This is a genomic window from Pseudomonas sp. MWU13-2517, assembly GCF_023242545.1.
Classification (GTDB): Bacteria; Pseudomonadota; Gammaproteobacteria; order Pseudomonadales; family Pseudomonadaceae; genus Aquipseudomonas.
Genome location: NZ_JALMFA010000005.1, coordinates 270,453 through 295,197, shown reverse-complemented (window position 1 = coordinate 295,197; position 24,745 = coordinate 270,453). Strand labels below are relative to the sequence as shown.

The following is a 24,745-nucleotide window of genomic DNA, read 5'->3' as shown; positions in this document are numbered from 1 at the left end:
GCGGGGCTTGCCTTGTGGAGGGGTTTCAAGGCAGGCTCTGGGGTGTGCATTATTCCCATCACCGTGTCAGGTATTTTTTATGTCGCTACGCGTCTGTATCCTGGAAACCGATATCCTGCGTCCAGGCTTGATCGATCAATACCAAGGGTACGGGCAGATGTTCAAGCGCCTGTTCTCCAAGCAGCCGATTGCCGCCGAATTTGTCATCTACAACGTCGTGCAGGGCGAATACCCGCCGGAAGATGAAGTATTTGATGCCTACCTGGTCACTGGCAGCAAGGCCGACTCCTTCGGTACCGACCCTTGGATCCAGACCCTCAAGACCTACCTGCTCGAACGTTACGAGCGTGGCGACAAGCTGCTGGGTATCTGCTTCGGTCACCAGTTGCTGGCGCTGCTGCTTGGCGGCAAGACCGAGCGCGCCGGGCAGGGCTGGGGCATGGGCATCCACGACTACAAGCTCGATGCCAAGGCGCCGTGGATGAGCCCTGAAGTGGAAGAGTTGACGCTATTGATCAGCCACCAGGACCAAGTGACCACGCTGCCGGAAAACGCCACGGTCATTGCGTCCAGCGCGTTTTGCCCGTTTGCGGCGTATCACATTGGCGATCAGGTGCTGTGCTTCCAGGGGCACCCGGAATTCGTCCATGACTATTCCCGCGAGCTGCTGGAGATTCTTCAGACAACCTTGGGTGAGAAGGTCTACACCCATGGCGTCGCCAGCCTGGAACGCGACCACCACGGCGTCACCGTGGCGGAATGGATGATGCGTTTTGTGGCGCACAAATCCGAGGCCAAGGTTTAAAGCCAGCCCGAACGCTTGAAGCTGGCCCACAAACCTGTACAGCCCACCGCGATAAACCCGAGCACTGCAAAATAGCCGTAGTGCCATTGCAGCTCGGGCATATTCTGGAAGTTCATCCCATAAATCCCCGCCACCGCCGTGGGGAACGCGAGGATCGCTGCCCACGCGGCGAACTTGCGTTGCACTACGCTTTGACGCGAGGCCTCCAGCAACACACCGATCTCGATGGTCTGGCTGGCGATATCGCGCAAGGTGGTGAGGTCTTCCATTTGGCGTGTCACGTGGATCTGCACGTCGCGGAAATACGGGCGCATGTTCTTGTCGATAAACGGGAAGCTCAGCTTCTGCAACTCCTGGCTGATCTCCACCATCGGGGCGACGTAGCGCTTGAGCCGCAGCACGTCGCGGCGCAAGCCATGCAAATTCTGGATATCACGCTCACTCAGCGAACTGCACAGTACGTTGCGTTCCAGCTCATCGATCTCGGCATGGATCGCTTCGCTCACCGGTTGGTAATTCTCGGTGACGAAATCCAGCAGTGCATAGAGTACGAAATCTTCCCCATGCTCCAGCAACAGTGGCCGTGCCTCACAACGCTGGCGTACATAGCCGTAGGATGCCGAATGACCATTGCGGGCGGTAATGATGTAGCCGTTGCCGGCGAAGATATGGGTTTCGATAAACAGCAGCTTGCCGTTTTCGCGCACGGGTGAATAAGTGACGATAAACAGCGCATCGCCGAAGGTTTCCAGCTTCGGGCGGCTGTGTTTTTCCAGGGCATCTTCGATGGCCAGTTCATGCAGGTTGAACTGGCGTTGCAGATTGGCCAGCTCCTGAGCGTTGGGTTCTTCAAGGCCGATCCATACAAAGTGGTCGGGTTTGGCGGCCCAGGCCGCGCCTTCGTCGAGGGTGATATCGGTGACTTTTTTACCGGCGCTGTAGACGGCGGCCGCAACAACTCTACCCATGGTGCTGATCGCTTCTTATTGGGATGACAGATGTTGGGCAGCTTAGCCTGAATGACGTTCCTTCGTAGCGGTCATTGCGACGAGCTTTTTGTGGTGAGCGAGCTTGCTCGCGCTGGGGTGCGAAGCGCCCCCAGGCGGTGTTCAAGCAGCCTGCAGCTCACGATCCATCTGCGCGATGCATTCATCCATTTGCTTCTGGCAAGCCTGCATCAACTGAGGGATGTCATCCGAAGTCAGCCCAATCGTAGGAATCGGCGGCAACGAACGTATGAGCACATCGCCGCTGTTCCAGCGATTGAGCTGCATATGCGTGACGTAATTGCTCACGCACACCTGCACGATAGGCACTCCGGCCGCAATCGCCATATGGAATGCGCCTTTTTTGAATGGCAACAGACCTTTGCCCAGGTTGCGGGTGCCTTCCGGGAACACCCAGATCGACGTGTTCTCATGCTGCAATGTATGGGTGGTGGTGAGCATCGCACGGCGCGCCTTATGTGCGTTGCCTCGGTCGATCAATACATTGCCCGCCAGCCAGAACAACTGGCCGAACAGCGGCACCCATTTCAGGCTCTTCTTGGCGATGCACACCGTGCGGTGCGGCACCACGGTGCCGAACACAAACAGGTCATAGTTGGACTGGTGGTTAGCGATGATCACGCACGTGCCGGGCTTGTTGCGCAACGAGTCGACATCCGCCTTCACGTTCAGGCGCAGGATCCACATGGCGGGCAGGGCGTACAGGCGAGCGCACAGGCGGCTGTTGTCCGGGTTGAACGGTCGGCAAATACCCAGCGCCACGCCCAACACGCCGGCGACTATAAAGTGCAGGCCCATCAACAACATACGTAACAGAAATAGCATCGACACGGCCTATCGGGACAAAGGTGGCGCAGTGTACGGATGTGCACTGTATTCGGCAATTGCCCCTACAGACGTAGGAGATAGGCGATGTTTGAGCACATGTTTCAATATGTGCTGATACCGCCCGATTAGAGCGGCTAGAGACGATTCTGATTTGTTTGCAAGAAAAAGCCCGACTCAAGGTCGGGCTTTGGTGCCGCAGTTGTAAGGACTTAGTTCAGGATATGGCCCTGATCCTGGATGATGGCGTCGTCCAACGCTTCCAGCAGCTCTTTGCGCACTTTCAACTTGGTGTGTTTGTGCGCGTTCATATTGATCTTCTTCAACTGACGCGCCGCCTCCAGGGTCGCCGCTTGCAATTCTTCGGGGGCGACAACCTTGTCCAGGAAGCCGGCAGCCAACGCACCTTGCGGATCAAACATTTCGGCATTGATCACCGAACGGTGAAAGGCCGACTTGCGCAGACGATCCCGGGCCAGCTCGATCCCGGCGTGGTGCATGGTCATGCCGATCGCCACTTCGTTCAGGCCGATGCTGAACGGGCCTTCCACACCAATCCGATAATCCGCCGACAACAGCAGGAAAGCGCCCTTGGCCACCGCATGCCCTGAGCAAGCGACGATGACCGGGAACGGATGGGACAGCAGGCGACGCGCTAACGTCGAGCCGGACGTCACCAGGCTGATCGCCTCTTTGGGGCCGGCAGTCATCACCTTCAAATCATAACCACCTGATAGCATCCCCGGCGTCCCGGTGATCACCACCACGGCCCGGTCTTTCTCGGCCTGATCCAGCGCCGCATTAAACTCACTGACCACCGCCGGAGAAATGGCATTCACCTTGCCGTTGCTCAAGGTCAGGGTCGCGATACCGTCTTCGAGGTGGTAGGCAATCAACTCACTCATGACGCGGTTCCTTGTAGGATTTGTTATAGAGAGACTATTCATAGAAATGCGTGCGCAGACGTTACCCACCACGCCCGCCCCGGTAAAGCGTCGTGACTGACTACCCAGTCAGACTTTTGCTCCACACCCAAGGGTAGACGCCCCGGAGCAGGGTGCATCGGCTGTCCCAGGCTCACGTTACCCATGCCCAAGAATGGCAGAATCACCGCCCTGACCGGGCGGGTACTGACATAACCGTCTAACCGCATGAAAATTCTGAAAAAAACCTTTGCCATCAGAAAGGCTTTCGACTACATTAGCGCGCCTCGACAGACTGAACTGGTTTGCCGAGATACGGTGAAGTGTCCGAGTGGCTTAAGGAGCACGCCTGGAAAGTGTGTATACAAGAAATTGTATCGAGAGTTCGAATCTCTCCTTCACCGCCACATTAAGTAAACGCAAACCCCTGATTTTCCTAGAGAAAGTCGGGGGTTTGTGGTTTTTTACGTTCAAAAAATAGCGCCATGGGACCAGCATGGGACGGGCGCTTCCTTCTGGTGCAAAGTCTGTGTCTGCCGGATGCGGGCTATCATCGAGATAACTTGGTAAGCGAAGACCAGGCCATTGGTTGTGACCGGCGTTCAAAAACGCAAGGGAAGCGCTACCCGCAAGAATAAAATCAACGCATCACGTATAGCTGGCATTCGTTTAAACCCTTGCTACACGTCGTCGCTGCACAACAGGGCAGCGCGTCAACTCGGACCTTGGTATACGGGCGGCTTTATGATCCACGCAGAACACATGTCCTCAGTGGTAGCAATCCAGCGCATTGAAGCCGTACCCATGATCCTGAGCATGGTTAAAAATCTCACCGGCATGCGGTTTTCGGCCGTTGCCAGGGTCACAGACAAAAAATGGATCGCTTGCGCAGTAGACGACTCTATCGACTTCGGTTTAATGCCAGGTGGAGAGCTAGTGCTTGACTCTACGATTTGCCATGAGATTAGGCAGCACAGAAAACCTGTCATTTTCGGGAGAGCTAGTGCACATACGATTTGGTCTCAACATCATACGCCCCGGACTTATGGTCTAGAGAGCTACGTCTCGATTCCAATTATCACGTCGAATGGTGAGTTTTTTGGAACGCTTTGCGCTATTGATTCTATACCTGCAGATCTTGATGACCCGGCGATCACGCAAACTTTATCCTCGTTCGCGAAGCTAATCGCAGCGAGCCTTGATGTTCAGCGCTTGTTGGAAGAATCGAAATTAGAACTGACACACGCTCAGACTGATAAAAAATTGCACGAGCAGTTTGTTGCAGTATTGGGCCACGATCTGCGAGTTCCTTTGAGCGCTATTCGGATGAGCGCAGATTTGTTACAGAGCAAAACGAGCGATGTGAGCCTTTTAAGGCTGATCTCTGCAATACGCACCAGCTCAGTGAAAATGGGCATGCTGATCGAGAACGTTCTTGACATGTCCAGGGGAAGACTGGGTGGCGGTATACCGGTGCGACGCACACTTGTAGATGATTTGAAATACACGTTAGAGATGACGCTTGATGAAATTAAGCTTTCACATCCCAGCGCCAATTTAGTTACCTCGTTAGACATTCCTGCCGGAGTCTACTGTGACGTTTTACGTATCAACCAGATGCTTTCGAATCTTGTAGTTAACGCTATTAGCCATGGTTCGCTCTCTGCACCCATAACGGTTGTAGCATTCTCAGAAGGGCCTGAAATTGTTATATCTGTTGCGAATCTGGGGCCGCCAATTAGCGAAGCGTTGATACCCTTATTATTTCACCCCTTCACTCGCTCTGAAATTGCGGCCAGGGGAGAAGGATTAGGGCTTGGGCTATACATCGCTTCTGAGATCGCGGCAGCACACAGCGGGCGTTTGAGTGTGGTATCTAACGTTGAAACTGGCACTTGTTTCGTCGCACGCTTTCCTGCCCAGTTAGAGGTAGGTGAGCACATATCAGCCCATCTCTAATTCTAATAACACCGCTTATGTTCAAAAGGTCCCCGCACCTAAGCTAGGCGTGGGGGCTTTTTTTGTGCCGGTGGAAACCACCACCCCCTACAGTGGTTTTACGCATTGAAACCCATTCGGAAAGGAGGCGCCCCATTGGCGGCTACGCAATTGCACGGCATCAATCTTCCTACGCTAGCGCGCCAACGCGTGGAGAAGCATTTGGGTTGCATTGAGCGCGCTGAGAACTACGCCACAGAGGTGCAGCCGTATCTACAAAAAGGGCGGGGGCAAGAGCCATATACTGGCTCATGGATGGGTGAAACTCCGGTTGCCCGAGGGTAGCAACCACACATTTGTCGCCAAACAAAAAGGGTGGCAGCTGTGCGCAGGTTGGCGAACCGGGACAATCGGAAAACCGGCAGACCCGAAGGTCTCCCGCGCACAGCTACCGTTGAGCAGCTCATTGCGTACAGAGGCATCTCGCAAATAGGCCAGGACGTCTCTGTCGATTATTGTCGAGTCGCCAAACCCGATCGCCATGCGAGCGACCGGGCGACTATAGGTTGGGCGATTTTCAAGGAGGGAGGCTGATGTTTCTGAACGGAGTGTAGGACTCTGCCTTGACTCCCAAGCATTTGGGATTGGCGTGCAAGGGCTCGGAGTACGAGCGTAAAGGTCACAGGGGCGACCACGCTTAAACGAACTGTGTTTTCAGGGCGGCCATGAAGCGGCCTTGATAATTCCGTGAAAACCTACCCTCAATGCCTATGCCAATGATGCACATCCGGAAAATGCGCATGGATGCGGCACCGCCGGGTTCCACTCAAAGCCGTGCATCTTGCCCATGGCGATGCCCGTGTTCGGTCGCTTCATGCAGATGCTCATGGGGATACTGAGGTTCATGGGGCCACCCTCGAGGTATGGCCCATGATCCATCGCGCTCGGGCCTGAGCCCTGGCGATTTTGACTATTTCACAATCATTTATTGCGCAGTTTTCAGCTTGATCACATCACCCGAGATCTTGGTGGTGTAACCGCTGAGTACCCAGGCCCAGAACCAGTTTTCTTGCACTTGGGTGTTGATCAACGCATCGCCGCCCTTGGCCTTGATAGCAGCGTCCTGCGCGCGCACGAAACGGCTGTTCTGGCCGATCGGGATAACGCCGAACAGCATGATGCCGGTGGCGCTGGCTTCACTGTGACCCAAAACGGTGTATTGGCTGCTGTCGTATTGCGGGGATTTGATCGCGGTACCGGTGCAACCTGCAAGGGCGAAACCCAGAACTGCTGCTGCAACCACTTTACTGACGTACTTCACTCAATAACTCCATGAACTCAATCCCGGGATCCAATTTCCCAGGGGCGCGATACTCTAATCGCTCAGATGGCAGATTGAAATCCGCCAACCAAAGGTTTCGCTTTCACGCCTGCACGTATACCCAGGCTGTCAGGCCGGATACCAACGGCACCGAGACACGCTTGTAGTCCGACACTTCATAGGCATCCGCGGCTGCCAGTTCCTGCTCACTGATCTGAAAGACCATGCCTTCTACGCTGCGGCCGTTTTCCGTGGTGGGAGCGACGATGGGGTGGTGGGTCTTGCCGCTGGCCGCCAACACAGCGGGATCGGTGATTTCTACCCAGCTTTGGGAGTAGCCCAGCATAGCGTCGTGCTGTCCGGCGAGTTCCCGGCCAAAGTTGGCCAGTTGTACGGCTTTGTCTTGCAGGGTGCCGTAGGAAAAAAGCAGTACGGGAAATTCGGTAGAGTGTTCCATTGATTATCCTTAACGGCTCAGGCGAGCAAGTTTTCGTAGACGTGGCTGTAGGGCCGCTCTTCCGCGATCCTATGGGTTTTTCAGCGCGATTCTACAAAGTTTTGCAGGAGGGCTGTTGGCTATAGAGTCGTACCGCCCGCCTCAGATCAGATATGCAGCCACGCCAGGCTGCCCAGCACCACCGCCACACCCGCCGCCGCATAGGACATGCGCTTCAACCACTCCCGCCGCGTCAACAAGGTAATCGCCGCCAACGAAATCGCAATCTGGATCGCCGTCATCGCCTGGGCCCAGCGGTGATGCTGGTGCAGTGCTTCTTCGGATTTCTGATCCCATTCCCGTGAAGTGGCCTCGAGCTTTTCGGCTTGTTTGCGCACTTCTTCCTTCTGGCTTTTGTAGCGCTGCACTTCGTCGTTGTAGTGCGCCGCATCGACGCCGGGGATGTGTGCGGCCAGTTCGGCGAGGTTTTGCCGGCTGGATTTGGCCTGGTAGTAATTCCACTGGTTGGCGGCTTCGGTCTTGATGATGGCGGCGTTGTTCTTGTCCATCGCCGCTTCGCTTTCGGTGGAGCCGGCCTGGTAGCTGAGCATGGCGCCGAGGGTGGCCATCAGCGCGGTCATCACGGCAATGCGGCTGGCGAAATTGTCACCGCGGCCGTGGGCATGTTCGGTGGTGTGTTCAATGTGTTTTTCGTGGGGGCTGGGGACTTCGAAGGCTTCGGACATGGGGGCTCCTGCGCACGGAATGAGGGAAGCTTGATTCTTCACCAGCGAAGCTGTCTCAAACCTGTACGTAACGCTGCAAACCGGTCACCAAGGCATCAAACATTACCCGGCAGCGTGGGCTGTTGCGCAGGTCCTCATGCATGGTCACCCAGGTGTCCAGTTTGAGCGCGAAAACCTGCGGCAGCACTCGGCGCAGGCGCGGATCGCGCTTGGCCAGTTGTACCTGGCAGCCACCGATACCGGCACCGGCCCGGATCAGGGCCAGTTGTGCCAGGTCGCTGTCGCTGCTGAGGGCGAAGGCCGTGCGTTCGAAGCCCTTGATGGCCAGGCTGCGGATAAAGGCGTTTTCCTGGTCGAAGCCGATCACCGAATGGTTGGCCAGGTCTTGCATGTGAAGGGGGACGCCATGTTGTTGCAGATAATCATCGCGTGCGTGCAGGCCCACTTCTATCAACCCCACGCGCCTTGCCAGCAGTTGCTCCTGACTGGGCCGGACCATGCGCACGGCGATGTCGGCTTCCAGTTGCAGCAGGTCGCTGAGGCGGTTGGTCAGTACCAGTTCAACCCGCAGGTGTGGATGCTCATGGCGTAACTGGGTGATGATCGGCGGCAGCACCTCCACACCGACGACCTCACTCGCGGAAATCCGCACGACACCGCGCACCTCGTCGCCGTGGGAAGAGGCGGCGCGCTCAAGGGCAGCTGCGGTGCGTTCCATGGTTTCGGCGTGGGCGCGCAAGGTGTGAGCGACCGCCGTCGGCAGCAGTCCTGCCGGTGAACGCGTGAACAGCACCACGTCCAACGCCGTCTCCAGCGCAGCGATATGCCGACCCACCGTAGGCTGCGTGATGCCGAGCAGCCGCGCGGCCCCCGACAACGATCCTTCCTTGAGTACACCCAGGAACGACCGGTAAAGCTCCCAGCCAATAGTTGATGCCATGCATAAATGTATAGCGACTGGTGGGCCTTCGACAATTCCTCTATAGCAGGGCCGGTAACAGAATGCGCTCAACAACCAACGTGGGAGCGTGTGATGAGCAAGGTTCTGGTAATGGGTGCAACCGGCGGCATTGGTGGCGAAGTGGCGCGGCAACTGGCGGCGGCGGGTTGGGACGTGCGTGCGTTGACCCGGGATGTCGACAAGGCCCGACGTCAAAACCCTGGCCTCACCTGGCTCAAGGGTGACGCACTCAATCGCCAGGAAGTGCTGGCGGCGGCGCGTGGTTGTGAGGTGATCGTCCATGCGGTCAACCCGCCGGGCTATCGTAATTGGGCCGGGCTGGTGCTGCCGATGATCGATAACACCATCGCGGCGGCTATCGCCGAGGGCGCGACCATCGTGTTGCCGGGCACGGTGTATAACTTCGGGCCGGATGCGTTTCCGGTGTTGCACGAGGATTCGCCCCAGCACCCGCAGACGCGCAAGGGCGCGATTCGTGTGCAATTGGAGCAACGTTTGCTGGAGGCCTCCCAACAGGGCGCGCGGGTGCTGGTCGTGCGTGCCGGGGATTTTTTCGGTGCCCGCGCGGCCAACAGCTGGTTTTCCATGGGGCTGCTCAAACCGGGGCAACCGGTTACCAAAGTAAGTTATCCGGGCGCACGTGGCCTGCTGCATCAGTGGGCCTATCTGCCGGACGTAGCGTGCACGATGGTCAAGTTGCTTGAGCGCCGCGCCACCCTGGAGGCGTTCGCCAGTTTTCACATGGCCGGCCATGTCGATACCGACGGCACGCAGATGAGCGCGGCCATCCAACGCGTGGTGTTACGCAGGACGGGGCGCCTGCCCCGCGTGAGAGCGTTCCCATGGTGGTTGTTGACGTTGGCGGCGCCCTTCGTCGTCACCTTCCGCGAGATGCAGGAGATGCGTTACCTCTGGCGCACGCCGCTGCGCATGGACAACCAGCGCCTGGTCGAGGTTCTGGGCAAGGAACCTCACACGCCGTTGGAACAGGCGGTGGAGGCCACATTGGACGACTTGGGCTGCCTGCCTAAGCGCGCCTGATCAAGCGCGCGTACACGGTGAGGTTGATCAGCACCACGACCGCACCCAGTACCCATTGAATGTTCGCTGTCAGGCCCGCGGGATAGATCAGCGTGAGCAGGTAGTGCTCGATGAAGCCGGCGCCATAGCCCTCTTGCCCGGCGAGGTGGCGAAACAGGTTTTCCCAGCGGGTCAGCGGGCAGGGCATGTGCAACACCTCCACTGCGATTCCCCAGGCTACGGCGGGCAGGTGCAGCCACATTACCCAGCGCCATTTGAGGGCGAGCAGGCCACCGAACAGCACGAACAGAATAAAGCTCAGATGGAACAGCACAAGGCTGTCGGCAGCCAGACGGTAGAGCATTGCAGGCACTTCCAAAGAAAAGGCGCACAGTCTAAAGGGTTGCCTGCCGGCAAGCGTGGCCGTTATTGTGCTGAATCCTTTTAGTCCTTCCCCCCAGGTTCTGTTGTGATGAATGCACCGCATACCGCTGTCGGTCCGATCAAGGCCGTGATATTCGATATGGACGGGTTGTTGCTGGACACTGAAGGCATCTACACCGAAGTGACGCAGATCATCGCCGAACGCTACGGGCGTACCTATGATTGGGGCATCAAGCAGCACATTATCGGTCGCGGTGCCCAGGACCTGGCCGATTACGTGGTCAAGGCACTGGACTTGCCGATCACACCGGCTGAATTTCTGACCATCCGCGAACCGTTGATGAGCGAGCGGTTCCCCAAGGCTTTGGGCATGCCCGGTGCCGAAGCGCTGGTACGGCATTTGAAAGCACACAATATCCCGATCGCGGTGGGCACCAGTTCGTCACGCAATTCGTTTGGCCACAAGACCACGCTGCACCGCGAGTGGTTCGGTTTGTTCGACACCATCGTCACGGCCGATGACCCGGAAGTCGGCGCCGCCAAACCCGCACCGGACATCTTCCTCACCGCCGCCCGCCGCCTGGGCGTCGCGCCCGGGGATTGCCTGGTGTTCGAAGATTCGCCGTTCGGTGTCACGGCCGCCAAAGCCGCCAACATGACCGCCATCGCCGTGCCGGATGAAGCCATGGCCGACAGCAAGTACCAGCATGCCGACCAGATCATTCGCAAACTCGCGGACTTTGATTTGGCGGCTTATGGTTTGCCACCCATGTCTTGAATAAGCACAGTCAAAACAATAGGGGAGGAGCGGTGCTCCTCCCGCAGTTGCTTAGGCGCTGAAACCACCATCGATGCTCAGGCTGGCACCGGTGATATACCCAGCCTCCGGCCCTGCAAGATAAGCCACAAAGCTGGCGATTTCTTCCACATGCCCATACCGTCCCACTGCCATCAGCCCCATCAGACTTTCCGCAAAATCACTGTCCGCCGGGTTCATATCGGTGTCCACCGGCCCAGGCTGTACGTTGTTGATGGTGATGCCACGCGGTCCCAGGTCCCGCGCCAACCCTTTGGTCAGCCCCACCAGCGCTGATTTGCTCATGGCATACGGCCCGCCGCCGCCAAACGGCATGCGATCGGCATTGGTGCTGCCGATGTTGATCACCCGGCCGCCTTCTTTCATGTGTTTGGCCGCTTCCTGAGTCGCGATAAATACGCTGCGCACGTTGATTGCCAGGGTTTGGTCGAAATCTTCCAGGGTGAAATCCTCCAGCGCCCCGATGGCCAGCACGCCAGCGTTGTTCACCAGGATGTCCAGGCCGCCGAAGGCTTCGACGGTGGTGTTGACCGCCTGGCGTATCGCCGTGGCGTCAGCGCTGTCGGCATGAATCGCCAAGGCTTTGCCGCCTTCGCTGATCACACTGTTCTGCAAGGCTTGTGCCTTGGCGGCCGAACTGACGTAGGTAAAGGCGACGGCTGCACCTTGCGCGGCGAGGCGCTTGACGATGGCGGCGCCGATGCCGCGGGAACCGCCTTGAATCAAGGCGACTTTGCCGCTGAGGTTTTGAGTGGTCATGTCGATCTCCAAGCTGTTCAAGGCGGGATGCCTTGGTGTTGGAGCCGAGTATCGACCTCAGCCATCCAGCCCGATAGACCGTGATTGCTATAGTCTGTGTAAACCAAAAGTTTAGAGTGGGTCGATATGGAGAGCTTTGGCAGTATCGAATGCTTCGTGCGCAGCGCCGAAGGCGGCAGTTTTGCCGAAGCCGCCCGGCACCTGAGCCTGACCCCGGCCGCGGTGGGGAAAAGTGTTGCCAAGCTGGAGGCGCGCCTGGGGGGGCGCTTGTTCCAGCGCAGCACGCGGCGCCTGACCCTGACCGAAGCCGGCCAGCGGTTTCTCGAGGAAGTCAGCGCCAGCCTCACCACCATTCAAAACGCCGTGGCCAACCTGGCCAGTGCAGAAGGGCGCCCGGTGGGTACGCTCAAGGTCAGCATGGGCACGGTGTTCGGTAATCGGTACATCGTGCCGTTGTTGGGCCAATTCATGCAGCGCTTTCCGGATATCAGCCCGGACTGGCATTTTGATAATCGCCAGGTCGATCTGATTGGCCAGGGTTTTGACGCGGCTATCGGGGGTGGATTCGAACTGCCCCAAGGGGTGGTCGCGCGCAAGCTGACGCCGGCTCATCGGGTGCTGGTGGCTGCGCCGGGCTACCTGGCACAACGTCCGCCAGTGTTGCTTCCCGAGGATTTGGCGTGGTGCAGCGGCATCTTGATCCGTTCACCGCAAACTGGCCGCGTGCGCTCCTGGCAACTCACCAGCCTGGAGCGCGAGCATCGCCCACTGGTGCTCAAGCCCGGCATGACCATGAGCGACTCCGAAGCGGCCTGTTGCGCCAGTGCCCAGGGTTTAGGCATTGCGCTGGTGAGCATGCCGATGGCGTTGCCGTTCCTCGACAGCGGTGAAGTGGTGCGGGTATTGCCCGATTGGTACGTTGACGACGGCAACATCTCCCTCTACTACGCCGAACACAAACTGCTGCCCGGCAAGACCCGGGCATTCGTGGATTTCATCATCGAACAGTTTGCCGAGCAGGGCTTGGCACGGCAGTTCAGCGCGTTCCCACAGTAGACCTTCAGCGTCCGGACCTGCCTGGCCAGCCGATCACCTTCTTCGGCCGCGGCGTTGCATAGGTCCTGATCTTCGACGTCGACAAACCGAGTCGCACCAGCGATTCGGCGATCGTCACCGCCGCCGTTACGCCATCCACCACTGGCACGCCGGTGCGCTGGCGAATCTGTTCATCCAGCCCGGCCATGCCGCCGCAGCCCAGGCAGATCACTTCGGCCTTGTCCTGGCTGATGGCCAGTTCCGATTGACGCACGATGGCTTCCATCGCAGCCAGCGGGTTTTCCTCCAGCTCCAACACCGCCATGCCACTGGCCCGCACCGAGGCGCAACGCTGGTACAAGCCTGCGAGTTTCAGGCGGTCTTCGATCAGTGGCACGGTGCGGTCCAGGGTGGTCACCACCGAATAAGCGTGGCCGAGGAACATCGCGGTGCTGGCGGCCGCTTCGGTGATGTCCACCACGGGCACATTCAGCAACTCCTGCAAGCCCTCGCGGCCGTGCTCGCCGTAACCGGCCTGAATCACCGCGTCGAACGGCTGGTCGTAGGCCATTACCCGATCCATCACGGCAATGGCCGCCAGGTAACTTTCAAAATTGCCTTCCACTGACTCTGCTCCGAAGTAGGGCGTGAGCCCGACGATCTCGGTGCCGGGCGAAGCCACGGCTCGCGCTTGTTGAGCGATGGTGTCGGTGATGGATTCGGTGGTGTTGACGTTGACCACGAGGATACGCATGGAATGTCCTTGCATTAGTGACTGACGTTATCGACTGCAATGCTCTCGCCGCTGACATCGGCGTAGAACGGTTGGCGCTTGGCGATCAGCAGGTACAGCAGCCCTGCAATACCGGCGCCAAACAACCAGGAAAAGGGGGCGACGCCGGAAAAGCCGGGTAACAGCGCCAGCACAATCGCGATCACTGCCGCAGGAATGAACGCCGCTACTGCGCGCAAATTGACCCCATGGCTGTAGTAATAAGCGCCGTTCGGATCTTCGCTGTACAGCTGCAGCACATCCACCTGGCTTTTACGGATCAGCCAGTAATCGACCATGATCACCCCGTACAACGGTCCCAACAGCGCGCCCAGGCCCGAGAGGAAATACACGATCACCAGCGGGCTGTTGTAGAGGTTCCACGGCAGGATCAGCACCGCCACGGTGGCGGCGATCAGCCCGGCGCGACGGAAGTTCAGGTACTTGGGGGCCAGGTTGCTCAACACGAAGGCCGGAGCGACGAAGTTGGCCATGATGTTCACCGCCACGGTGACGATCAGGAAAGCCAGGCAGCCCAGCACCAGGAAGAACGTATTGGGAATGGCGGCGATGATTTCGGTGGGGCTTTCGATCACCCGGCCATTGAGCTGGAACTGGCCGCCGCACAGCAGCACGGTGATCGCGGCAAACACCAGGATGTTTACCGGCAAGCCCCAGAAGTTGCCCACCAGGATGGTCTTGCGGCAGGGGGAGGAACGGGCGAAGTCGCAGAAATTGAGGATCAGCGTGCCGTAGATGGCCAGCCACAACGCGCCACCGGCAAAGATATTGCGCCACATCTCGCCGCCGCTCAGCGGCTCGCGGATCGACCAGGCGATGCTGCCGCCGACCTGGAAGTACATCCAGCCGGCCAACGAGGCCATCGTCACCAGAATCACCGGCCCGGCGAAGGCTTCATAACGGCGCACCATTTCCATGCCATACGCCAGGATCGCCAGTTGCACGAACCAGATGGTCACAAAACACACCCAGCCCAGGGTCGACAGGCCGAGGATCGAGTTGTGGTCATAGTCGGCAAACCCTGGATGAATCGCCGACAACAGTACGCGGAAAACCACCGACGCCAGGTAGGTCTGGATACCAAACCAGGCAATCGCAATAACGGCCCGAATCAGCGCGGGAATCTGTGCGCCATGGATGCCGAAGCTGATACGGCTGATCACCGGAAACGGCACACCTGTCTTCTGGCCCATAAACCCCGACAGGTTCATGAAGAAGTACACCAGCGCCGCGCCAATGCCCAGGGACAACAGGATCTGCCAACCACCGAGCCCCAACGCATACAAACCGATGGCAAACGAATAGTTGGCGATGTTGTGCACGTCGTTGGTCCACAGCGCAAAGATGCTGTAGCGCCCCCAACGTCGTCCTTCGGCCTTGGTGGGCGCCAGGTCCTTGTTGTGCAGGCGCGGGCTGAGTACCAAGGGACCGCGGCTGATCGCCTCGGGGTTCAGGGCGGAGGAGGGCAGATCCAGTGCGATGTTGTTGGAAAGACTTGTACGCATTCCGGCAGGCTCCAGCGCATCTGCGAGCGAGCCGCGGATGGCAAAGTGTATGTATATTTTGTATTTATTGTATACAAAACCTATTTCACCTTAAGCCACATGCGTGCCAGTTTTCGCTCTATGAAAACGGCGGATAATTTCTTTTTTGCAGGTTCATGGAATAACTAGCTGAATTCAAAGCGATATAAATTGACCGTTTGAACAGCTATTTATTTTTCTGTGGGAGAGGTTTGGTACGAGACGGGAAATGGCGAATGGATAGAGGTGTTACGTTATGGTGCGGATCAAGAAATGCTGCACACATAAATGGCACCGATGGTTACATCTGTGTGTACACATTCGGCAGCCAACACGAAACCAATGTGGGAGCGAGCAGGCCCACTCCCCACCGAATTGATCGTACCGGCCCTCAGGCCTTGCTGATGATATTCCCGGCATGCAGCCCGCATTCCTTCTGCGTGGCTTCCTCCCACCACCAGCGGCCTTCGCGCTCGTGCTGGTTAGGCAATACGGGACGGGTGCAGGGCTCGCAGCCGATGCTGATAAAACCGCGCTCATGCAGGCTGTTGTAAGGCAATTCCAACATGCGGATGTAACCCCAGACCTCCTCGCTGGTCATCTGTGCCAGCGGGTTGAACTTGTACAGGGTGCGCTCCGGCGTGGAAAACGCGCTATCGATTTCCAGCGCGGCCACCTGGCTACGGGTGCCGGGGCTCTGGTCGCGGCGTTGGCCGGTGGCCCATGCCCGCACGCCTGCGAGTTTGCGGCGCAGCGGCTCGATCTTGCGCACGCCGCAGCACTCGCCATGGCCGTCCTTGTAGAAGCTGAACAGACCCTTTTCCTTGACGAAGGGCTCAAGCTTGCTCTGGTCCGGCGAAATCAATTCGATGTCGATCTTGTAGAACTCGCGCACCTGCTCGATGAAGCGGTAGGTCTCCGGGTGCAGGCGGCCCGTGTCGAGGCTGAACACCTTGACGTTCTTGTTCAGCTTCCAAGCCATATCGACCAGCACCACATCCTCGGCACCGCTGAAGGAGATCCACAGGTCATCACCGAACTGGCTGAACGCCAGCTTGAGAATATCCTGGGCGGATTTGTTGGCATAAGTCGCGGCGAGTTCGGCGACGTCGAAGGCTGGGTTCATCAGGACGGTTCCTACAGGTCAGTGGCGCTGAGCGCTCTATAGGGGGGTGATGGTATCAAATCCACCCTGCGTTGCGGCGACGAGCTTGAATCGCTAGAGTTCGGCAGTCCTTTTGCTCGCTCAACCAATAACATCCAATGGGAGTGTCTTGTGGAAATTGCCTGTCTTGACCTGGAAGGGGTGCTGGTTCCGGAAATCTGGATCGCCTTCGCCGAAAAAACCGGTATTGAATCCCTGCGGGCCACCACCCGCGACATTCCCGACTACGACGTGCTGATGAAGCAGCGCCTGCGTATCCTCGACGAACATGGGCTCAAGCTCGCCGACATCCAGGAAGTGATCGCCACGCTCAAGCCGCTGGACGGCGCCATCGAGTTCGTCAACTGGCTGCGCGAGCGTTTCCAGGTGGTGATCCTGTCGGACACCTTCTACGAATTCTCCCAGCCGCTGATGCGCCAGCTGGGCTTCCCGACCTTGCTGTGCCACCGCCTGATCACCGATGAAAACGACCGGGTGGTGAGCTACCAACTGCGCCAGAAAGACCCCAAGCGTCAGTCGGTACTGGCCTTCAAGAGCTTGTACTACCGCGTGATTGCCGCGGGTGATTCCTACAACGACACCACCATGCTGGGCGAAGCGGACTGCGGGATCCTGTTCCACGCGCCGGAAAACGTGATGCGTGAGTTCCCGCAGTTCCCGGCAGTGCATACGTTTGAGGATTTGAAGAAAGCGTTTATCAAGGCGTCTAATCGGGCGTTGAGCCTGTAGGTTATTCAGCGCGGCCAAGGGTTCTATCGGGAGCGAGCTTGTTCCCGATAGGGCCGGTCCAGTCGTTACAACGCTTCCAACGTCTGCAGCAGCACGCGCACCTTCGTCAGCGACTCCTGATACTCCGCTTCCCACTGCGAGTCGGCCACAATCCCACCGCCACCCCAGCAGCACACCTGCCCATCCTTGACCAGCAGGCTACGAATGGCGATGGAGCTGTCCATCTCGCCACGCACGTCCAGGTACACCAGCGAGCCGCAGTACAAGCCGCGGCGCGTCGGCTCCAGCTCGTCGATGATCTGCATGGCGCGGATCTTCGGGGCACCGGTGATGGAACCGCCGGGGAAGCTGCCGGCGATCAGGTCGAGGGGATCTTTGTCGTCGGCCAACACACCCGTGACGCTGCTCACCAAGTGGTGCACGTTGGGGTAGCTTTCCAGGCTGAACAACTCCGGCACTTTCACCGAGCCGGTGCGGCAGGTGCGGCCGAGGTCGTTGCGCAGCAGGTCGACGATCATCAGGTTTTCGGCGCGATCCTTGGGGCTGGCCAGCAACTCGGCAGCGTTGGCGGCGTCCTCTTCGGGCGTCAAGCCACGCGGGCGAGTGCCTTTGATCGGGCGGGTTTCGACCCGGCGTTCACTGATGTGCACGAAGCGTTCGGGCGACAGGCTCAGTACCGCGCCGTCGTCCGGCAGGCTCTGGAAACCGGAGAACGGGGTCGGGCAGGCTTCGCGCAGCGCGCAGTAAGCGGCCCACGGATCGCCTGCGCACGACGCCCGGAAGCGCTGGGCAAAGTTGACCTGGTAGCAGTCGCCGGCCTGGATGTAATCCTGAATGCGCACGATGGCCTGCCGGTAAGCCTCGGCGGTGAGGTCGGGCGCCATGGGGCCATGCAGTGTGAAGGTCGCCGGTTTCTCGGCCACCGGCTGACCGAACAAGCTGATCAAGCGTTGTCGCTCGTTGTCGGCCAGGGTCGGATGAAACACAAGCTGGCTGGTTTGCACCTGATGATCACTGATCAACGCCCAGGCATACAGGCCGAAGCGCGCGTCCGGCAGGTGCAAATCATCCGCCGCAAGGTGTGGCATTTGCTCGAGATGCCGACCAAAGTCATAGCTCAGGTAGCCGATCAGCCCACCGGTAAAGGGCAGCTCATAACCGGCAGGCAGCTCTGCGCGACCCAATTGGCCGAGGTTTTCCCGCAAGCGCTGCAGGAAACCGTCACCACGTTCGTCAGGTAATACCGTCAACGTTGCTTGGGGCCACGCGCTGAGCAGGTCATACCGCCCACGCTCGGCCGCCGGTCGGCCGCTGTCCAGCAGCACGGCGCCTGGCGCGTGGCGAATCGCCGCAAAATACTCGGCGGGGTTGGCCCGATAGGGAAGAGGGTGTACGGAGCAAGTCAGCATTTAGCCTTCAACCGGTGGAATATGCCCAAACATTTCCTGCACGAACTGCACCCGCTCCTGCGGGGTTTCCACCACGCCGGCTGACTTCAATGCTTCCAGCCGCGCTTCTACCGCATGGGTACGCAGGGTCAGCCCGCAGTCGTTGGCGATCTGGATATTCAGCCCAGGCCGGGCATTGAGTTCAAGGATCAGCGGGCCTTTTTCCTGGTCCAGCACCATGTCCACACCGATGTAACCCAGCCCACACAACTCATAGCAACTGGCGGCCAGTGACATGAAGCCGTCCCAGTAGGGCAGTTGTACGCCGTCCACTGCATTCGTGGTATCGGGATGTTTGGTGATGATGTTGTTCAGCCAGGTGCCGCGCAGGGTCACGCCGGTCGCCAGGTCGACACCCACGCCGATCGCGCCCTGGTGCAGGTTGGCCTTGCCGCCCGACTGGCGAGTCGGCAAGCGCAGCATGGCCATGACCGGGTAGCCCATCAGCACGATGATGCGGATATCCGGCACGCCTTCGTAGCTGATGCTTTTGAAGATCTGGTCGGGCACTACGCGGTATTCGATCAGGGCGCGGTCGCGGTGGCCGCCCAGGGAGTACAGGCCGGTGAGGATGCTGGAAATCTGATGTTCGATTTCCTCATGGCTGAGCAACTTGCCGGATACCGTGCGGTAGCGCCCTTCAAAGCGGTCGGCCACCACCAGGATGCCGTCTCCGCCGGCGCCCTGGGCCGGCTTGATCACGAAGTCGCTGCGCCCATCGAGGATCTCGTCGAGTTTGTCGATTTCCTTCTCGGTGGAAATGATCCCGTACATTTCCGGCACATGGATGCCGGCAGCGATGGCGCGTTCCTTGGTGAGGATCTTGTCATCCACAACCGGATACAGACTGCGCTTGTTGTACTTGAGCACGTAGTCGGCGTTACGCCGGTTGATGCCCATGATTCCCCGTGCTTCCAGGGCCTTCCAGGTTTTCCAGAGGCCGAACATTATGAATCAGCCTTGAGGAATGCCTTGAAACGCACCAGTTCGGTCAGGCGATAACCGCGATAACGCCCCATGGCCAGCATGAAACCCACCAGGATCAACAGGATCGCCGGGAAGGTGAACACGAAATAGATCAGTTCCGGCACGCTCATGATCAGGTGCGCCAGGGTCGCGGCGAACAGCGTGCCGATCGCCACTTTAAACGCATGGTTGGCGCCGCGTTCTTCCCAGGTGATCGACAGCCGCTCGATGGTCATGGTCAGAATCACCATCGGGAACAGCGCGACCGACAGCCCGCGCTCCAGCCCCAGCTTGTGACTGAACAGGCTGATGGCCGCAATCAGCACCACGACGAAGGTCAGCACCACCGACAGCCTCGGCAGCATCTGCAATTTCAAGTGTTCCAGGTACGACCTGAGGGACAGGCCCAGCGCCGTGATGATCGTGAACAGCACAATGCCGAAGCCCAGTTGCGTCTCGCGGAACGCCAGGGCGATCAGCACCGGGGTGAAGGTGCCCAGGGTCTGCAGGCCGATCAGGTTGCGCAGGATCAGGATCACCAGCACGCCGATCGGGATCATCACCATGATCATGAAGGTCTGCTGGGTTTGCAGCGGCAGGCCGTACAGCGAGTATTCGAGGAAGTTGGCGTCGGTGTTCTCATCGGTCAGCTTGGCCAGGCGAATAGCGTTCATTTCGCTGTTGTTCAGGCTGAAGGTCACGGCCGCTTTCTTGCCGCCCTCTACCGTGATCAGGTTTTCATCGCCGGTCCACCACAGTAGGCGGTCGGCCGGCAGGCCCTGTTCACCTGTTTCCGGGTTGAAGTACAGCCAGTCGTTGCCATTGAAGCTGCGCAGCCACAGCTCAGGCGTTTGCGGTTGGTCAGCCACCAGGCGGATGGTGTGCACCTTTTCGATCGGCACATGGGCAATCGACAGCAGCAGTTCGACGATCCGGGCCTTGTGCGGTGTCGACGGATCGCCGGCCAGCAGCAGTTTCACGTTATCGTCGTTGAGGTTGTTGGTGCGTTTGATGGCCTCGCCGATAAATGTCTCAACATCGGCCGAGTGCTGTCGGATCGGCGCCAGCAAGGCTTCGGCGGCGATTTTTTCCGGGCCGTCCACGGCAATGCTGTCGCGGAAGGTCGGGCCCTTGACCTTGACCTTTTCGCCGCTGTAACGCTTGGTCAGCACCAGGCGGTAATACAGGGTCTGCTTGCCCTTGGCCCGGCGTGCCGACCAGGTCACCTTGCGGTTGCCGTCGGTGCGGTTGACGCTCACCCCATAGTTGTTCGAGATGAAGCTTTCATTGAGGCTGACGAAGTCGCGGCTCAGCGGCGGCACGAACATCGAGATTTTCACCGGGTCCTTGGGGCTGGCGACGAACTCGACCTTGGCGTCGATGTTCCACAGGTCGTCGGTGGCGTCCTCGGTCACGGGGATACCCAACACGAAAATCTGGTAGGCGGTAACCGAAATGCCCAGCACCACCAGAATGGTGATCAGGATTTTCAGGTGCAGGGTCAGAGAGCGCATTCGGTTTACTCGGCGGTATAAGCGTCGGCGGCGCAGGCAGGTTTGCCCGCTGCATATTTGAGACTGGGGTCGACCAGCGCATCAAAGCGTTTCAAGGCTTCGGAGCCGATCAGCAGCGGGTATTGGAATGCGCTGCGGTCAGTCAAGTTCACTTCGATGCTGCGTAAAGCGGCGCCCATGCAGATATCCAGGGCAATCACCGGGCGGGCGGTGTAGTGCTTGTTCTCATCCGGGTCGTAGTCACCGGCGCGGCGCTTGATCTTGCTGACGCGGGCCAGGGGCAGTTCGATGGGGTGGGCATGGGCGGTGTCGATGGCGAGGTAAAAGCGCACCCAGGATTCGCCATTGCGCTTGAAGCGCTTGATATCGCGGGCACTGAGCGAAGCGGTCTTGGCACCGGTATCGAGTTTGGCCGCCACTTCCAGGTCGATGCCGGTCAGCTTGGCGTATTCGTTCAGGCCATACACGGTCTTCTCGGCGCCTACGCCAAGACCCGGTACGCACACTAGGCAAATCAATAGAAGGAAGGGCTTGAGTCTCATAAATCCTGAGGCGGTGCCGTGCGATGTTCAATTCAAGGCGACTGGCATTGCTGCGCAAACTCCCTCGTGCGCCGTTTCATCAGGTGATGTCAGGCGAAAGCGGCGGGCATTCTAACATGATGCTTTTCCGGCGCCAGCGCTGGCAGGCGGCCATGCCCTTGGAAGGTGTGGCAGGGGTTATTAGACGATTGTCGACAATATGTATTTATTCTTTGACTATCAGGGTCTGATTGGCTAGTTTTTGCGGCATTGCTTTTAAAGGTGTCGACAATATGCTGGAGCAGCTGGAAACCCCAGTGGTAGCGCAAGACGATTCCCAGACCATGTCCGAGAACGTCTTCCGGCGTATCCAGGCCGCCATCGTCAAGGGTGAGATCGCCCCCGGCAGCAAGATTTCCGAGCCGGAACTGGCCCGCACTTACGGCATCAGTCGTGGCCCGCTGCGTGAAGCGATCCACCGCCTGGAAGGCCAGCGCCTGCTGGTGCGGGTGCCGCATGTCGGCGCGCGGGTGGTGTCCCTGAGCCACGCTGAACTGATCGAACTCTACGAAATCCGTGAATCCCTCGAAGGCATGGCCTGTCGCCTGGCCGCCGAGCGCATGACCGACGCGGAAATCGAGGAACTGCGCCAGGTACTGCACACCCATGAGCGCGACGAAGCGTTCCAGGCCGGCCTCGGTTATTACCAGCAGGAAGGCGACTTCGACTTTCATTACCGGATCATCCAGGGCGCCGGCAACCGCACCCTCACCCAAATGCTCTGCGGCGAGCTGTACCAACTGGTGCGCATGTACCGCATCCAGTTCTCCGCGACACCCAATCGTCCACGCCAAGCTTTTGCCGAACATCACCGCATTCTTGACGCGATTGCCGATCGCGACGGTGAACTGGCGGAGTTGTTGATGCGGCGCCATATCGGCGCATCCAAACGCAACATCGCCCGTCACTTTCCAGACACTGCCCCCTAACGAGGTGAGTCATGAGTTCCAACAACAACAGCACTCCAGGCCAACGTTTCCGTGACGCGGTCGCCAGCGAACACCCTTTGCAGGTGGTCGGCGCGATCAACGCCAACCACGCCCTGCTGGCCAAGCGCGCCGGCTTCAAGGCGATCTACCTGTCGGGTGGCGGGGTGGCTGCAGGTTCCCTGGGCGTGCCGGACCTGGGGATCACCGGCCTGGATGACGTGCTGACCGACGTACGCCGCATCACCGACGTGTGCGACCTGCCGCTGCTGGTGGACGTGGACACCGGTTTTGGCTCCTCGGCGTTCAACGTGGCGCGCACCGTCAAGTCGATGATCAAGTTCGGCGCAGCGGCCATCCATATCGAAGACCAGGTCGGCGCCAAGCGTTGTGGTCATCGCCCGAATAAGGAAATCGTGTCCCAGCAGGAGATGGTCGACCGCATCAAGGCGGCCGTGGATGCGCGCACCGATGACAGTTTCGTGATCATGGCGCGTACCGACGCCCTGGCGGTGGAAGGTCTGGAGTCCGCCCTGGAGCGTGCCGCCGCCTGCATCGAGGCCGGCGCCGATATGGTGTTCCCGGAGGCCATCACCGAGCTTGAGATGTACAAGCTGTTCGCCTCCCGTGTGAAGGCGCCGATCCTGGCTAACATTACCGAGTTCGGCGCGACGCCGCTGTACACCACCGAACAGTTGAAATCTGCCGATGTTTCCATCGTGCTGTACCCGCTTTCGGCTTTTCGCGCCATGAACAAGGCCGCCGAGAACGTCTACACCGCGATCCGTCGCGACGGCACCCAACAGAACGTGATCGACACCATGCAAACCCGCATGGAGCTTTACGATCGCATCGACTACCACACCTTCGAGCAGAAGCTCGACGCGTTGTTTGCCGCGAAAAAGTAACGCGGCACGCCTCCCTAATAAATTCAAGATTGGAGAACGAACATGGCTGAAGCAAAAGTACTGAGTGGTGCCGGCCTGCGTGGCCAGGTCGCCGGGCAGACCGCACTGTCCACCGTGGGCCAGGCCGGTGCCGGCCTGACCTATCGCGGCTACGACGTGCGCGAACTGGCCGCCGATGCGCAGTTTGAAGAAGTCGCCTACCTGCTGCTGTACGGCGAGCTGCCGACCCAAGCCGAACTGGCCGCCTACAGCGCCAGGCTGAGCAAGCTGCGCGACCTGCCGCAAGCACTCAAGGAAGTGCTGGAACGCATCCCCGCCGACGCCCACCCGATGGACGTGATGCGCACCGGTTGCTCGTTCCTGGGCAATATCGAGCCGGAGAAAGACTTCAGCGTGCAGCGCGATGTCACCGACCGTCTGCTCGCGGCTTTCCCGGCGATCATGTGCTACTGGTATCGCTTCAGCCACGACGGCAAACGTATCAATTGCGTGACGGACGAGCCGAGCATCGGTGGCCACTTCCTGCACCTGTTGCACGACAAAAAGCCCAGCGACCTGCACGTCAAAGTGATGAACGTGTCGCTGATCCTGTATGCAGAGCATGAATTCAACGCCTCGACCTTCACCGCCCGGGTGTGTGCGTCGACCCTGTCCGACCTGTATTCCTGCGTTACGGCGGCCATCGGCTCGTTGCGTGGCCCGCTGCACGGCGGCGCCAACGAAGCGGCGATGGAAATGATCGAGCGTTTCTCGTCAGCGCAGGACGCCGTCGAAGGCACCCTCGGCATGTTGGCGCGCAAGGACAAGATCATGGGCTTCGGCCACGCGATCTACAAAGACAGCGACCCGCGTAATGAAGTGATCAAGGGCTGGTCGAAGAAGCTCGCTGACGAAGTGGGCGACACCGTGTTGTTCCCGGTGTCCGAAGCCATCGACAAGACCATGTGGGAGCAGAAGAAACTGTTCCCCAACGCCGACTTCTACCATGCCTCGGCGTACCACTTCATGGGTATCCCGACCAAGCTGTTCACCCCGATCTTCGTCTGCTCGCGCCTCACCGGCTGGGCGGCACATGTGTTCGAGCAGCGCGCCAACAACCGCATCATCCGTCCAAGCGCCGAATACATCGGCGTCGAGCAGCGCAAGTTCGTGCCAATCGAACGTCGCTGAATGGCTGGCTCAATCGGTTTCCTGTAGGAGCGAGCCAGCTCGCGC

At 59.1% G+C, this 24,745-nt stretch carries 25 protein-coding genes and 1 tRNA gene; 10 read left to right on the top strand and 16 right to left on the bottom strand.

Annotation, left to right across the window (positions count from 1 at the left end; genetic code table 11):
• The first annotated feature begins 79 nt into the window (after positions 1–79).
• Positions 80–805, top strand: coding sequence for an amidotransferase (locus M5B97_RS09890; RefSeq protein WP_134657066.1), 726 nt, complete (start codon positions 80–82; stop codon positions 803–805).
• On the opposite strand, the gene M5B97_RS09885 is transcribed toward M5B97_RS09890, so the two are convergent.
• The 3 genes from M5B97_RS09885 to M5B97_RS09875 form a co-directional block, all read right to left on the bottom strand.
• Positions 802–1,773: a magnesium and cobalt transport protein CorA gene (locus tag M5B97_RS09885; RefSeq protein ID WP_123714278.1), complete on the bottom strand. Its 972-nt coding sequence runs from the start codon at positions 1,771–1,773 to the stop codon at positions 802–804. The genes M5B97_RS09890 and M5B97_RS09885 overlap by 4 nt on opposite strands.
• A 141-nt stretch (positions 1,774–1,914) precedes the next feature.
• Positions 1,915–2,637 carry a 1-acylglycerol-3-phosphate O-acyltransferase gene (locus tag M5B97_RS09880; RefSeq protein ID WP_248731379.1) on the bottom strand — a complete coding sequence of 241 codons (723 nt, stop codon included), beginning with the start codon at positions 2,635–2,637 and terminating at the stop codon, positions 1,915–1,917.
• 212 nt (positions 2,638–2,849) lie between these two features.
• On the bottom strand, positions 2,850–3,542 hold the full coding sequence (locus tag M5B97_RS09875) for a crotonase/enoyl-CoA hydratase family protein (protein WP_248731378.1): 693 nt from the start codon (positions 3,540–3,542) through the stop codon (positions 2,850–2,852).
• A gap of 335 nt (positions 3,543–3,877) precedes the next feature.
• On the opposite strand from M5B97_RS09875, the gene M5B97_RS09870 reads away from it, so the two are divergent.
• Positions 3,878–3,967 (top strand) — tRNA-Ser (locus M5B97_RS09870).
• 184 nt (positions 3,968–4,151) lie between these two features.
• A complete protein-coding gene (locus tag M5B97_RS09865) occupies positions 4,152–5,519 on the top strand; it encodes a GAF domain-containing sensor histidine kinase (RefSeq protein WP_248731377.1) in 1,368 nt (455 codons plus the stop codon).
• A 964-nt stretch (positions 5,520–6,483) separates the two neighbouring features.
• Here the strand turns inward: M5B97_RS09865 and M5B97_RS09860 are convergent.
• The 4 genes from M5B97_RS09860 to M5B97_RS09845 form a co-directional block, all read right to left on the bottom strand.
• Positions 6,484–6,819: a hypothetical protein gene (locus M5B97_RS09860; RefSeq protein WP_010563783.1), complete on the bottom strand. Its 336-nt coding sequence runs from the start codon at positions 6,817–6,819 to the stop codon at positions 6,484–6,486.
• A gap of 103 nt (positions 6,820–6,922) precedes the next feature.
• The gene (locus tag M5B97_RS09855; RefSeq protein WP_134657025.1) at positions 6,923–7,276 is read right to left on the bottom strand and encodes a gamma-glutamylcyclotransferase family protein; all 354 of its coding nucleotides are present in this window, start codon (positions 7,274–7,276) and stop codon (positions 6,923–6,925) included.
• Positions 7,277–7,422: 146 nt separating this feature from the next.
• Positions 7,423–8,001: a DUF4337 domain-containing protein gene (locus M5B97_RS09850; RefSeq protein ID WP_060756253.1), complete on the bottom strand. Its 579-nt coding sequence runs from the start codon at positions 7,999–8,001 to the stop codon at positions 7,423–7,425.
• A gap of 55 nt (positions 8,002–8,056) precedes the next feature.
• On the bottom strand, positions 8,057–8,941 hold the full coding sequence (locus M5B97_RS09845; RefSeq protein WP_134657024.1) for a LysR family transcriptional regulator: 885 nt from the start codon (positions 8,939–8,941) through the stop codon (positions 8,057–8,059).
• A gap of 93 nt (positions 8,942–9,034) precedes the next feature.
• On the opposite strand from M5B97_RS09845, the gene M5B97_RS09840 reads away from it, so the two are divergent.
• On the top strand, positions 9,035–10,003 hold the full coding sequence (locus M5B97_RS09840) for an NAD(P)H-binding protein (protein ID WP_134657023.1): 969 nt from the start codon (positions 9,035–9,037) through the stop codon (positions 10,001–10,003).
• On the opposite strand, the gene M5B97_RS09835 is transcribed toward M5B97_RS09840, so the two are convergent.
• Positions 9,990–10,346: a DUF2784 domain-containing protein gene (locus tag M5B97_RS09835; RefSeq protein ID WP_134657022.1), complete on the bottom strand. Its 357-nt coding sequence runs from the start codon at positions 10,344–10,346 to the stop codon at positions 9,990–9,992. The two genes, M5B97_RS09840 and M5B97_RS09835, sit on opposite strands and share 14 nt — an antisense overlap.
• A gap of 108 nt (positions 10,347–10,454) precedes the next feature.
• Here M5B97_RS09835 and M5B97_RS09830 point away from each other — a divergent pair, with 108 nt between their 5' ends.
• A complete protein-coding gene (locus M5B97_RS09830) occupies positions 10,455–11,144 on the top strand; it encodes an HAD-IA family hydrolase (protein ID WP_123714285.1) in 690 nt (229 codons plus the stop codon).
• A gap of 51 nt (positions 11,145–11,195) precedes the next feature.
• Here M5B97_RS09830 and M5B97_RS09825 read toward each other — a convergent pair whose 3' ends face one another.
• Positions 11,196–11,942, bottom strand: coding sequence for a 3-oxoacyl-ACP reductase family protein (locus M5B97_RS09825; protein WP_123714292.1), 747 nt, complete (start codon positions 11,940–11,942; stop codon positions 11,196–11,198).
• A 126-nt stretch (positions 11,943–12,068) separates the two neighbouring features.
• Here M5B97_RS09825 and M5B97_RS09820 point away from each other — a divergent pair, with 126 nt between their 5' ends.
• The gene (locus M5B97_RS09820) at positions 12,069–12,998 is read left to right on the top strand and encodes a LysR family transcriptional regulator (RefSeq protein ID WP_248731376.1); all 930 of its coding nucleotides are present in this window, start codon (positions 12,069–12,071) and stop codon (positions 12,996–12,998) included.
• Positions 12,999–13,002: 4 nt separating this feature from the next.
• Here M5B97_RS09820 and M5B97_RS09815 read toward each other — a convergent pair whose 3' ends face one another.
• From M5B97_RS09815 to M5B97_RS09805, 3 genes are all read right to left on the bottom strand, one after another.
• Positions 13,003–13,731, bottom strand: a complete 729-nt coding sequence (locus M5B97_RS09815; RefSeq protein WP_123715384.1) for an aspartate/glutamate racemase family protein — start codon at positions 13,729–13,731, stop codon at positions 13,003–13,005.
• 14 nt (positions 13,732–13,745) lie between these two features.
• Positions 13,746–15,275 carry an NCS1 family nucleobase:cation symporter-1 gene (locus tag M5B97_RS09810; RefSeq protein WP_248731375.1) on the bottom strand — a complete coding sequence of 510 codons (1,530 nt, stop codon included), beginning with the start codon at positions 15,273–15,275 and terminating at the stop codon, positions 13,746–13,748.
• Between the two features lie 409 nt (positions 15,276–15,684).
• Positions 15,685–16,419, bottom strand: coding sequence for a phosphoadenylyl-sulfate reductase (locus M5B97_RS09805; RefSeq protein ID WP_123715386.1), 735 nt, complete (start codon positions 16,417–16,419; stop codon positions 15,685–15,687).
• Between the two features lie 150 nt (positions 16,420–16,569).
• On the opposite strand from M5B97_RS09805, the gene thrH reads away from it, so the two are divergent.
• A complete protein-coding gene (gene thrH, locus M5B97_RS09800) occupies positions 16,570–17,187 on the top strand; it encodes a bifunctional phosphoserine phosphatase/homoserine phosphotransferase ThrH (protein WP_123715387.1) in 618 nt (205 codons plus the stop codon).
• 65 nt (positions 17,188–17,252) lie between these two features.
• Here the strand turns inward: thrH and pabB are convergent, their stop codons facing one another.
• From pabB to M5B97_RS09780, 4 genes are read right to left on the bottom strand one after another with little or no spacing between them, the layout of a single operon-like run.
• The gene (pabB, locus tag M5B97_RS09795; protein ID WP_248731374.1) at positions 17,253–18,596 is read right to left on the bottom strand and encodes an aminodeoxychorismate synthase component I; all 1,344 of its coding nucleotides are present in this window, start codon (positions 18,594–18,596) and stop codon (positions 17,253–17,255) included.
• Positions 18,597–19,583 (bottom strand): alpha-L-glutamate ligase-like protein, encoded by a 987-nt coding sequence (locus tag M5B97_RS09790; RefSeq protein WP_123715389.1) that lies wholly within the window; start codon positions 19,581–19,583, stop codon positions 18,597–18,599.
• Positions 19,583–21,115, bottom strand: coding sequence for an inactive transglutaminase family protein (locus tag M5B97_RS09785; RefSeq protein ID WP_134657017.1), 1,533 nt, complete (start codon positions 21,113–21,115; stop codon positions 19,583–19,585). The genes M5B97_RS09790 and M5B97_RS09785 overlap by 1 nt, the downstream gene beginning before the upstream one ends.
• 5 nt (positions 21,116–21,120) lie before the next feature.
• Positions 21,121–21,657: an ATP-dependent zinc protease gene (locus M5B97_RS09780; protein WP_123715390.1), complete on the bottom strand. Its 537-nt coding sequence runs from the start codon at positions 21,655–21,657 to the stop codon at positions 21,121–21,123.
• 272 nt (positions 21,658–21,929) lie between these two features.
• Here M5B97_RS09780 and M5B97_RS09775 point away from each other — a divergent pair, with 272 nt between their 5' ends.
• Genes M5B97_RS09775 through prpC form a run of 3 tightly spaced genes read left to right on the top strand, consistent with a single transcriptional unit; the run spans position 21,930 to position 24,700 of the window.
• Positions 21,930–22,625, top strand: a complete 696-nt coding sequence (locus tag M5B97_RS09775; protein ID WP_123715391.1) for a GntR family transcriptional regulator — start codon at positions 21,930–21,932, stop codon at positions 22,623–22,625.
• Positions 22,626–22,636: 11 nt separating this feature from the next.
• Complete coding sequence (gene prpB, locus M5B97_RS09770; protein ID WP_123715392.1) at positions 22,637–23,530, top strand: methylisocitrate lyase; 894 nt, start codon at positions 22,637–22,639, stop codon at positions 23,528–23,530.
• A gap of 42 nt (positions 23,531–23,572) precedes the next feature.
• A complete protein-coding gene (prpC, locus tag M5B97_RS09765) occupies positions 23,573–24,700 on the top strand; it encodes a 2-methylcitrate synthase (RefSeq protein ID WP_123715393.1) in 1,128 nt (375 codons plus the stop codon).
• Positions 24,701–24,745 lie beyond the last annotated feature (45 nt).

Bases quoted from the DNA above. Each gene is read 5' to 3' on its own strand.
- M5B97_RS09890 (WP_134657066.1), top strand. From the start codon at position 80: ATGTCGCTACGCGTCTGTATCCTGGAAACCGATATCCTGCGTCCAGGC.
- M5B97_RS09885 (WP_123714278.1), bottom strand. From the start codon at position 1,773: ATGGGTAGAGTTGTTGCGGCCGCCGTCTACAGCGCCGGTAAAAAAGTC.
- M5B97_RS09880 (WP_248731379.1), bottom strand. From the start codon at position 2,637: ATGCTATTTCTGTTACGTATGTTGTTGATGGGCCTGCACTTTATAGTC.
- M5B97_RS09875 (WP_248731378.1), bottom strand. From the start codon at position 3,542: ATGAGTGAGTTGATTGCCTACCACCTCGAAGACGGTATCGCGACCCTG.
- M5B97_RS09855 (WP_134657025.1), bottom strand. From the start codon at position 7,276: ATGGAACACTCTACCGAATTTCCCGTACTGCTTTTTTCCTACGGCACC.
- M5B97_RS09850 (WP_060756253.1), bottom strand. From the start codon at position 8,001: ATGTCCGAAGCCTTCGAAGTCCCCAGCCCCCACGAAAAACACATTGAA.
- M5B97_RS09845 (WP_134657024.1), bottom strand. From the start codon at position 8,941: ATGGCATCAACTATTGGCTGGGAGCTTTACCGGTCGTTCCTGGGTGTA.
- M5B97_RS09840 (WP_134657023.1), top strand. From the start codon at position 9,035: ATGAGCAAGGTTCTGGTAATGGGTGCAACCGGCGGCATTGGTGGCGAA.
- M5B97_RS09835 (WP_134657022.1), bottom strand. From the start codon at position 10,346: ATGCTCTACCGTCTGGCTGCCGACAGCCTTGTGCTGTTCCATCTGAGC.
- M5B97_RS09830 (WP_123714285.1), top strand. From the start codon at position 10,455: ATGAATGCACCGCATACCGCTGTCGGTCCGATCAAGGCCGTGATATTC.
- M5B97_RS09825 (WP_123714292.1), bottom strand. From the start codon at position 11,942: ATGACCACTCAAAACCTCAGCGGCAAAGTCGCCTTGATTCAAGGCGGT.
- M5B97_RS09820 (WP_248731376.1), top strand. From the start codon at position 12,069: ATGGAGAGCTTTGGCAGTATCGAATGCTTCGTGCGCAGCGCCGAAGGC.
- M5B97_RS09815 (WP_123715384.1), bottom strand. From the start codon at position 13,731: ATGCGTATCCTCGTGGTCAACGTCAACACCACCGAATCCATCACCGAC.
- M5B97_RS09810 (WP_248731375.1), bottom strand. From the start codon at position 15,275: ATGCGTACAAGTCTTTCCAACAACATCGCACTGGATCTGCCCTCCTCC.
- M5B97_RS09805 (WP_123715386.1), bottom strand. From the start codon at position 16,419: ATGAACCCAGCCTTCGACGTCGCCGAACTCGCCGCGACTTATGCCAAC.
- pabB (WP_248731374.1), bottom strand. From the start codon at position 18,596: ATGCTGACTTGCTCCGTACACCCTCTTCCCTATCGGGCCAACCCCGCC.
- M5B97_RS09790 (WP_123715389.1), bottom strand. From the start codon at position 19,583: ATGTTCGGCCTCTGGAAAACCTGGAAGGCCCTGGAAGCACGGGGAATC.
- M5B97_RS09785 (WP_134657017.1), bottom strand. From the start codon at position 21,115: ATGCGCTCTCTGACCCTGCACCTGAAAATCCTGATCACCATTCTGGTG.
- M5B97_RS09780 (WP_123715390.1), bottom strand. From the start codon at position 21,657: ATGAGACTCAAGCCCTTCCTTCTATTGATTTGCCTAGTGTGCGTACCG.
- M5B97_RS09775 (WP_123715391.1), top strand. From the start codon at position 21,930: ATGCTGGAGCAGCTGGAAACCCCAGTGGTAGCGCAAGACGATTCCCAG.
- prpB (WP_123715392.1), top strand. From the start codon at position 22,637: ATGAGTTCCAACAACAACAGCACTCCAGGCCAACGTTTCCGTGACGCG.
- prpC (WP_123715393.1), top strand. From the start codon at position 23,573: ATGGCTGAAGCAAAAGTACTGAGTGGTGCCGGCCTGCGTGGCCAGGTC.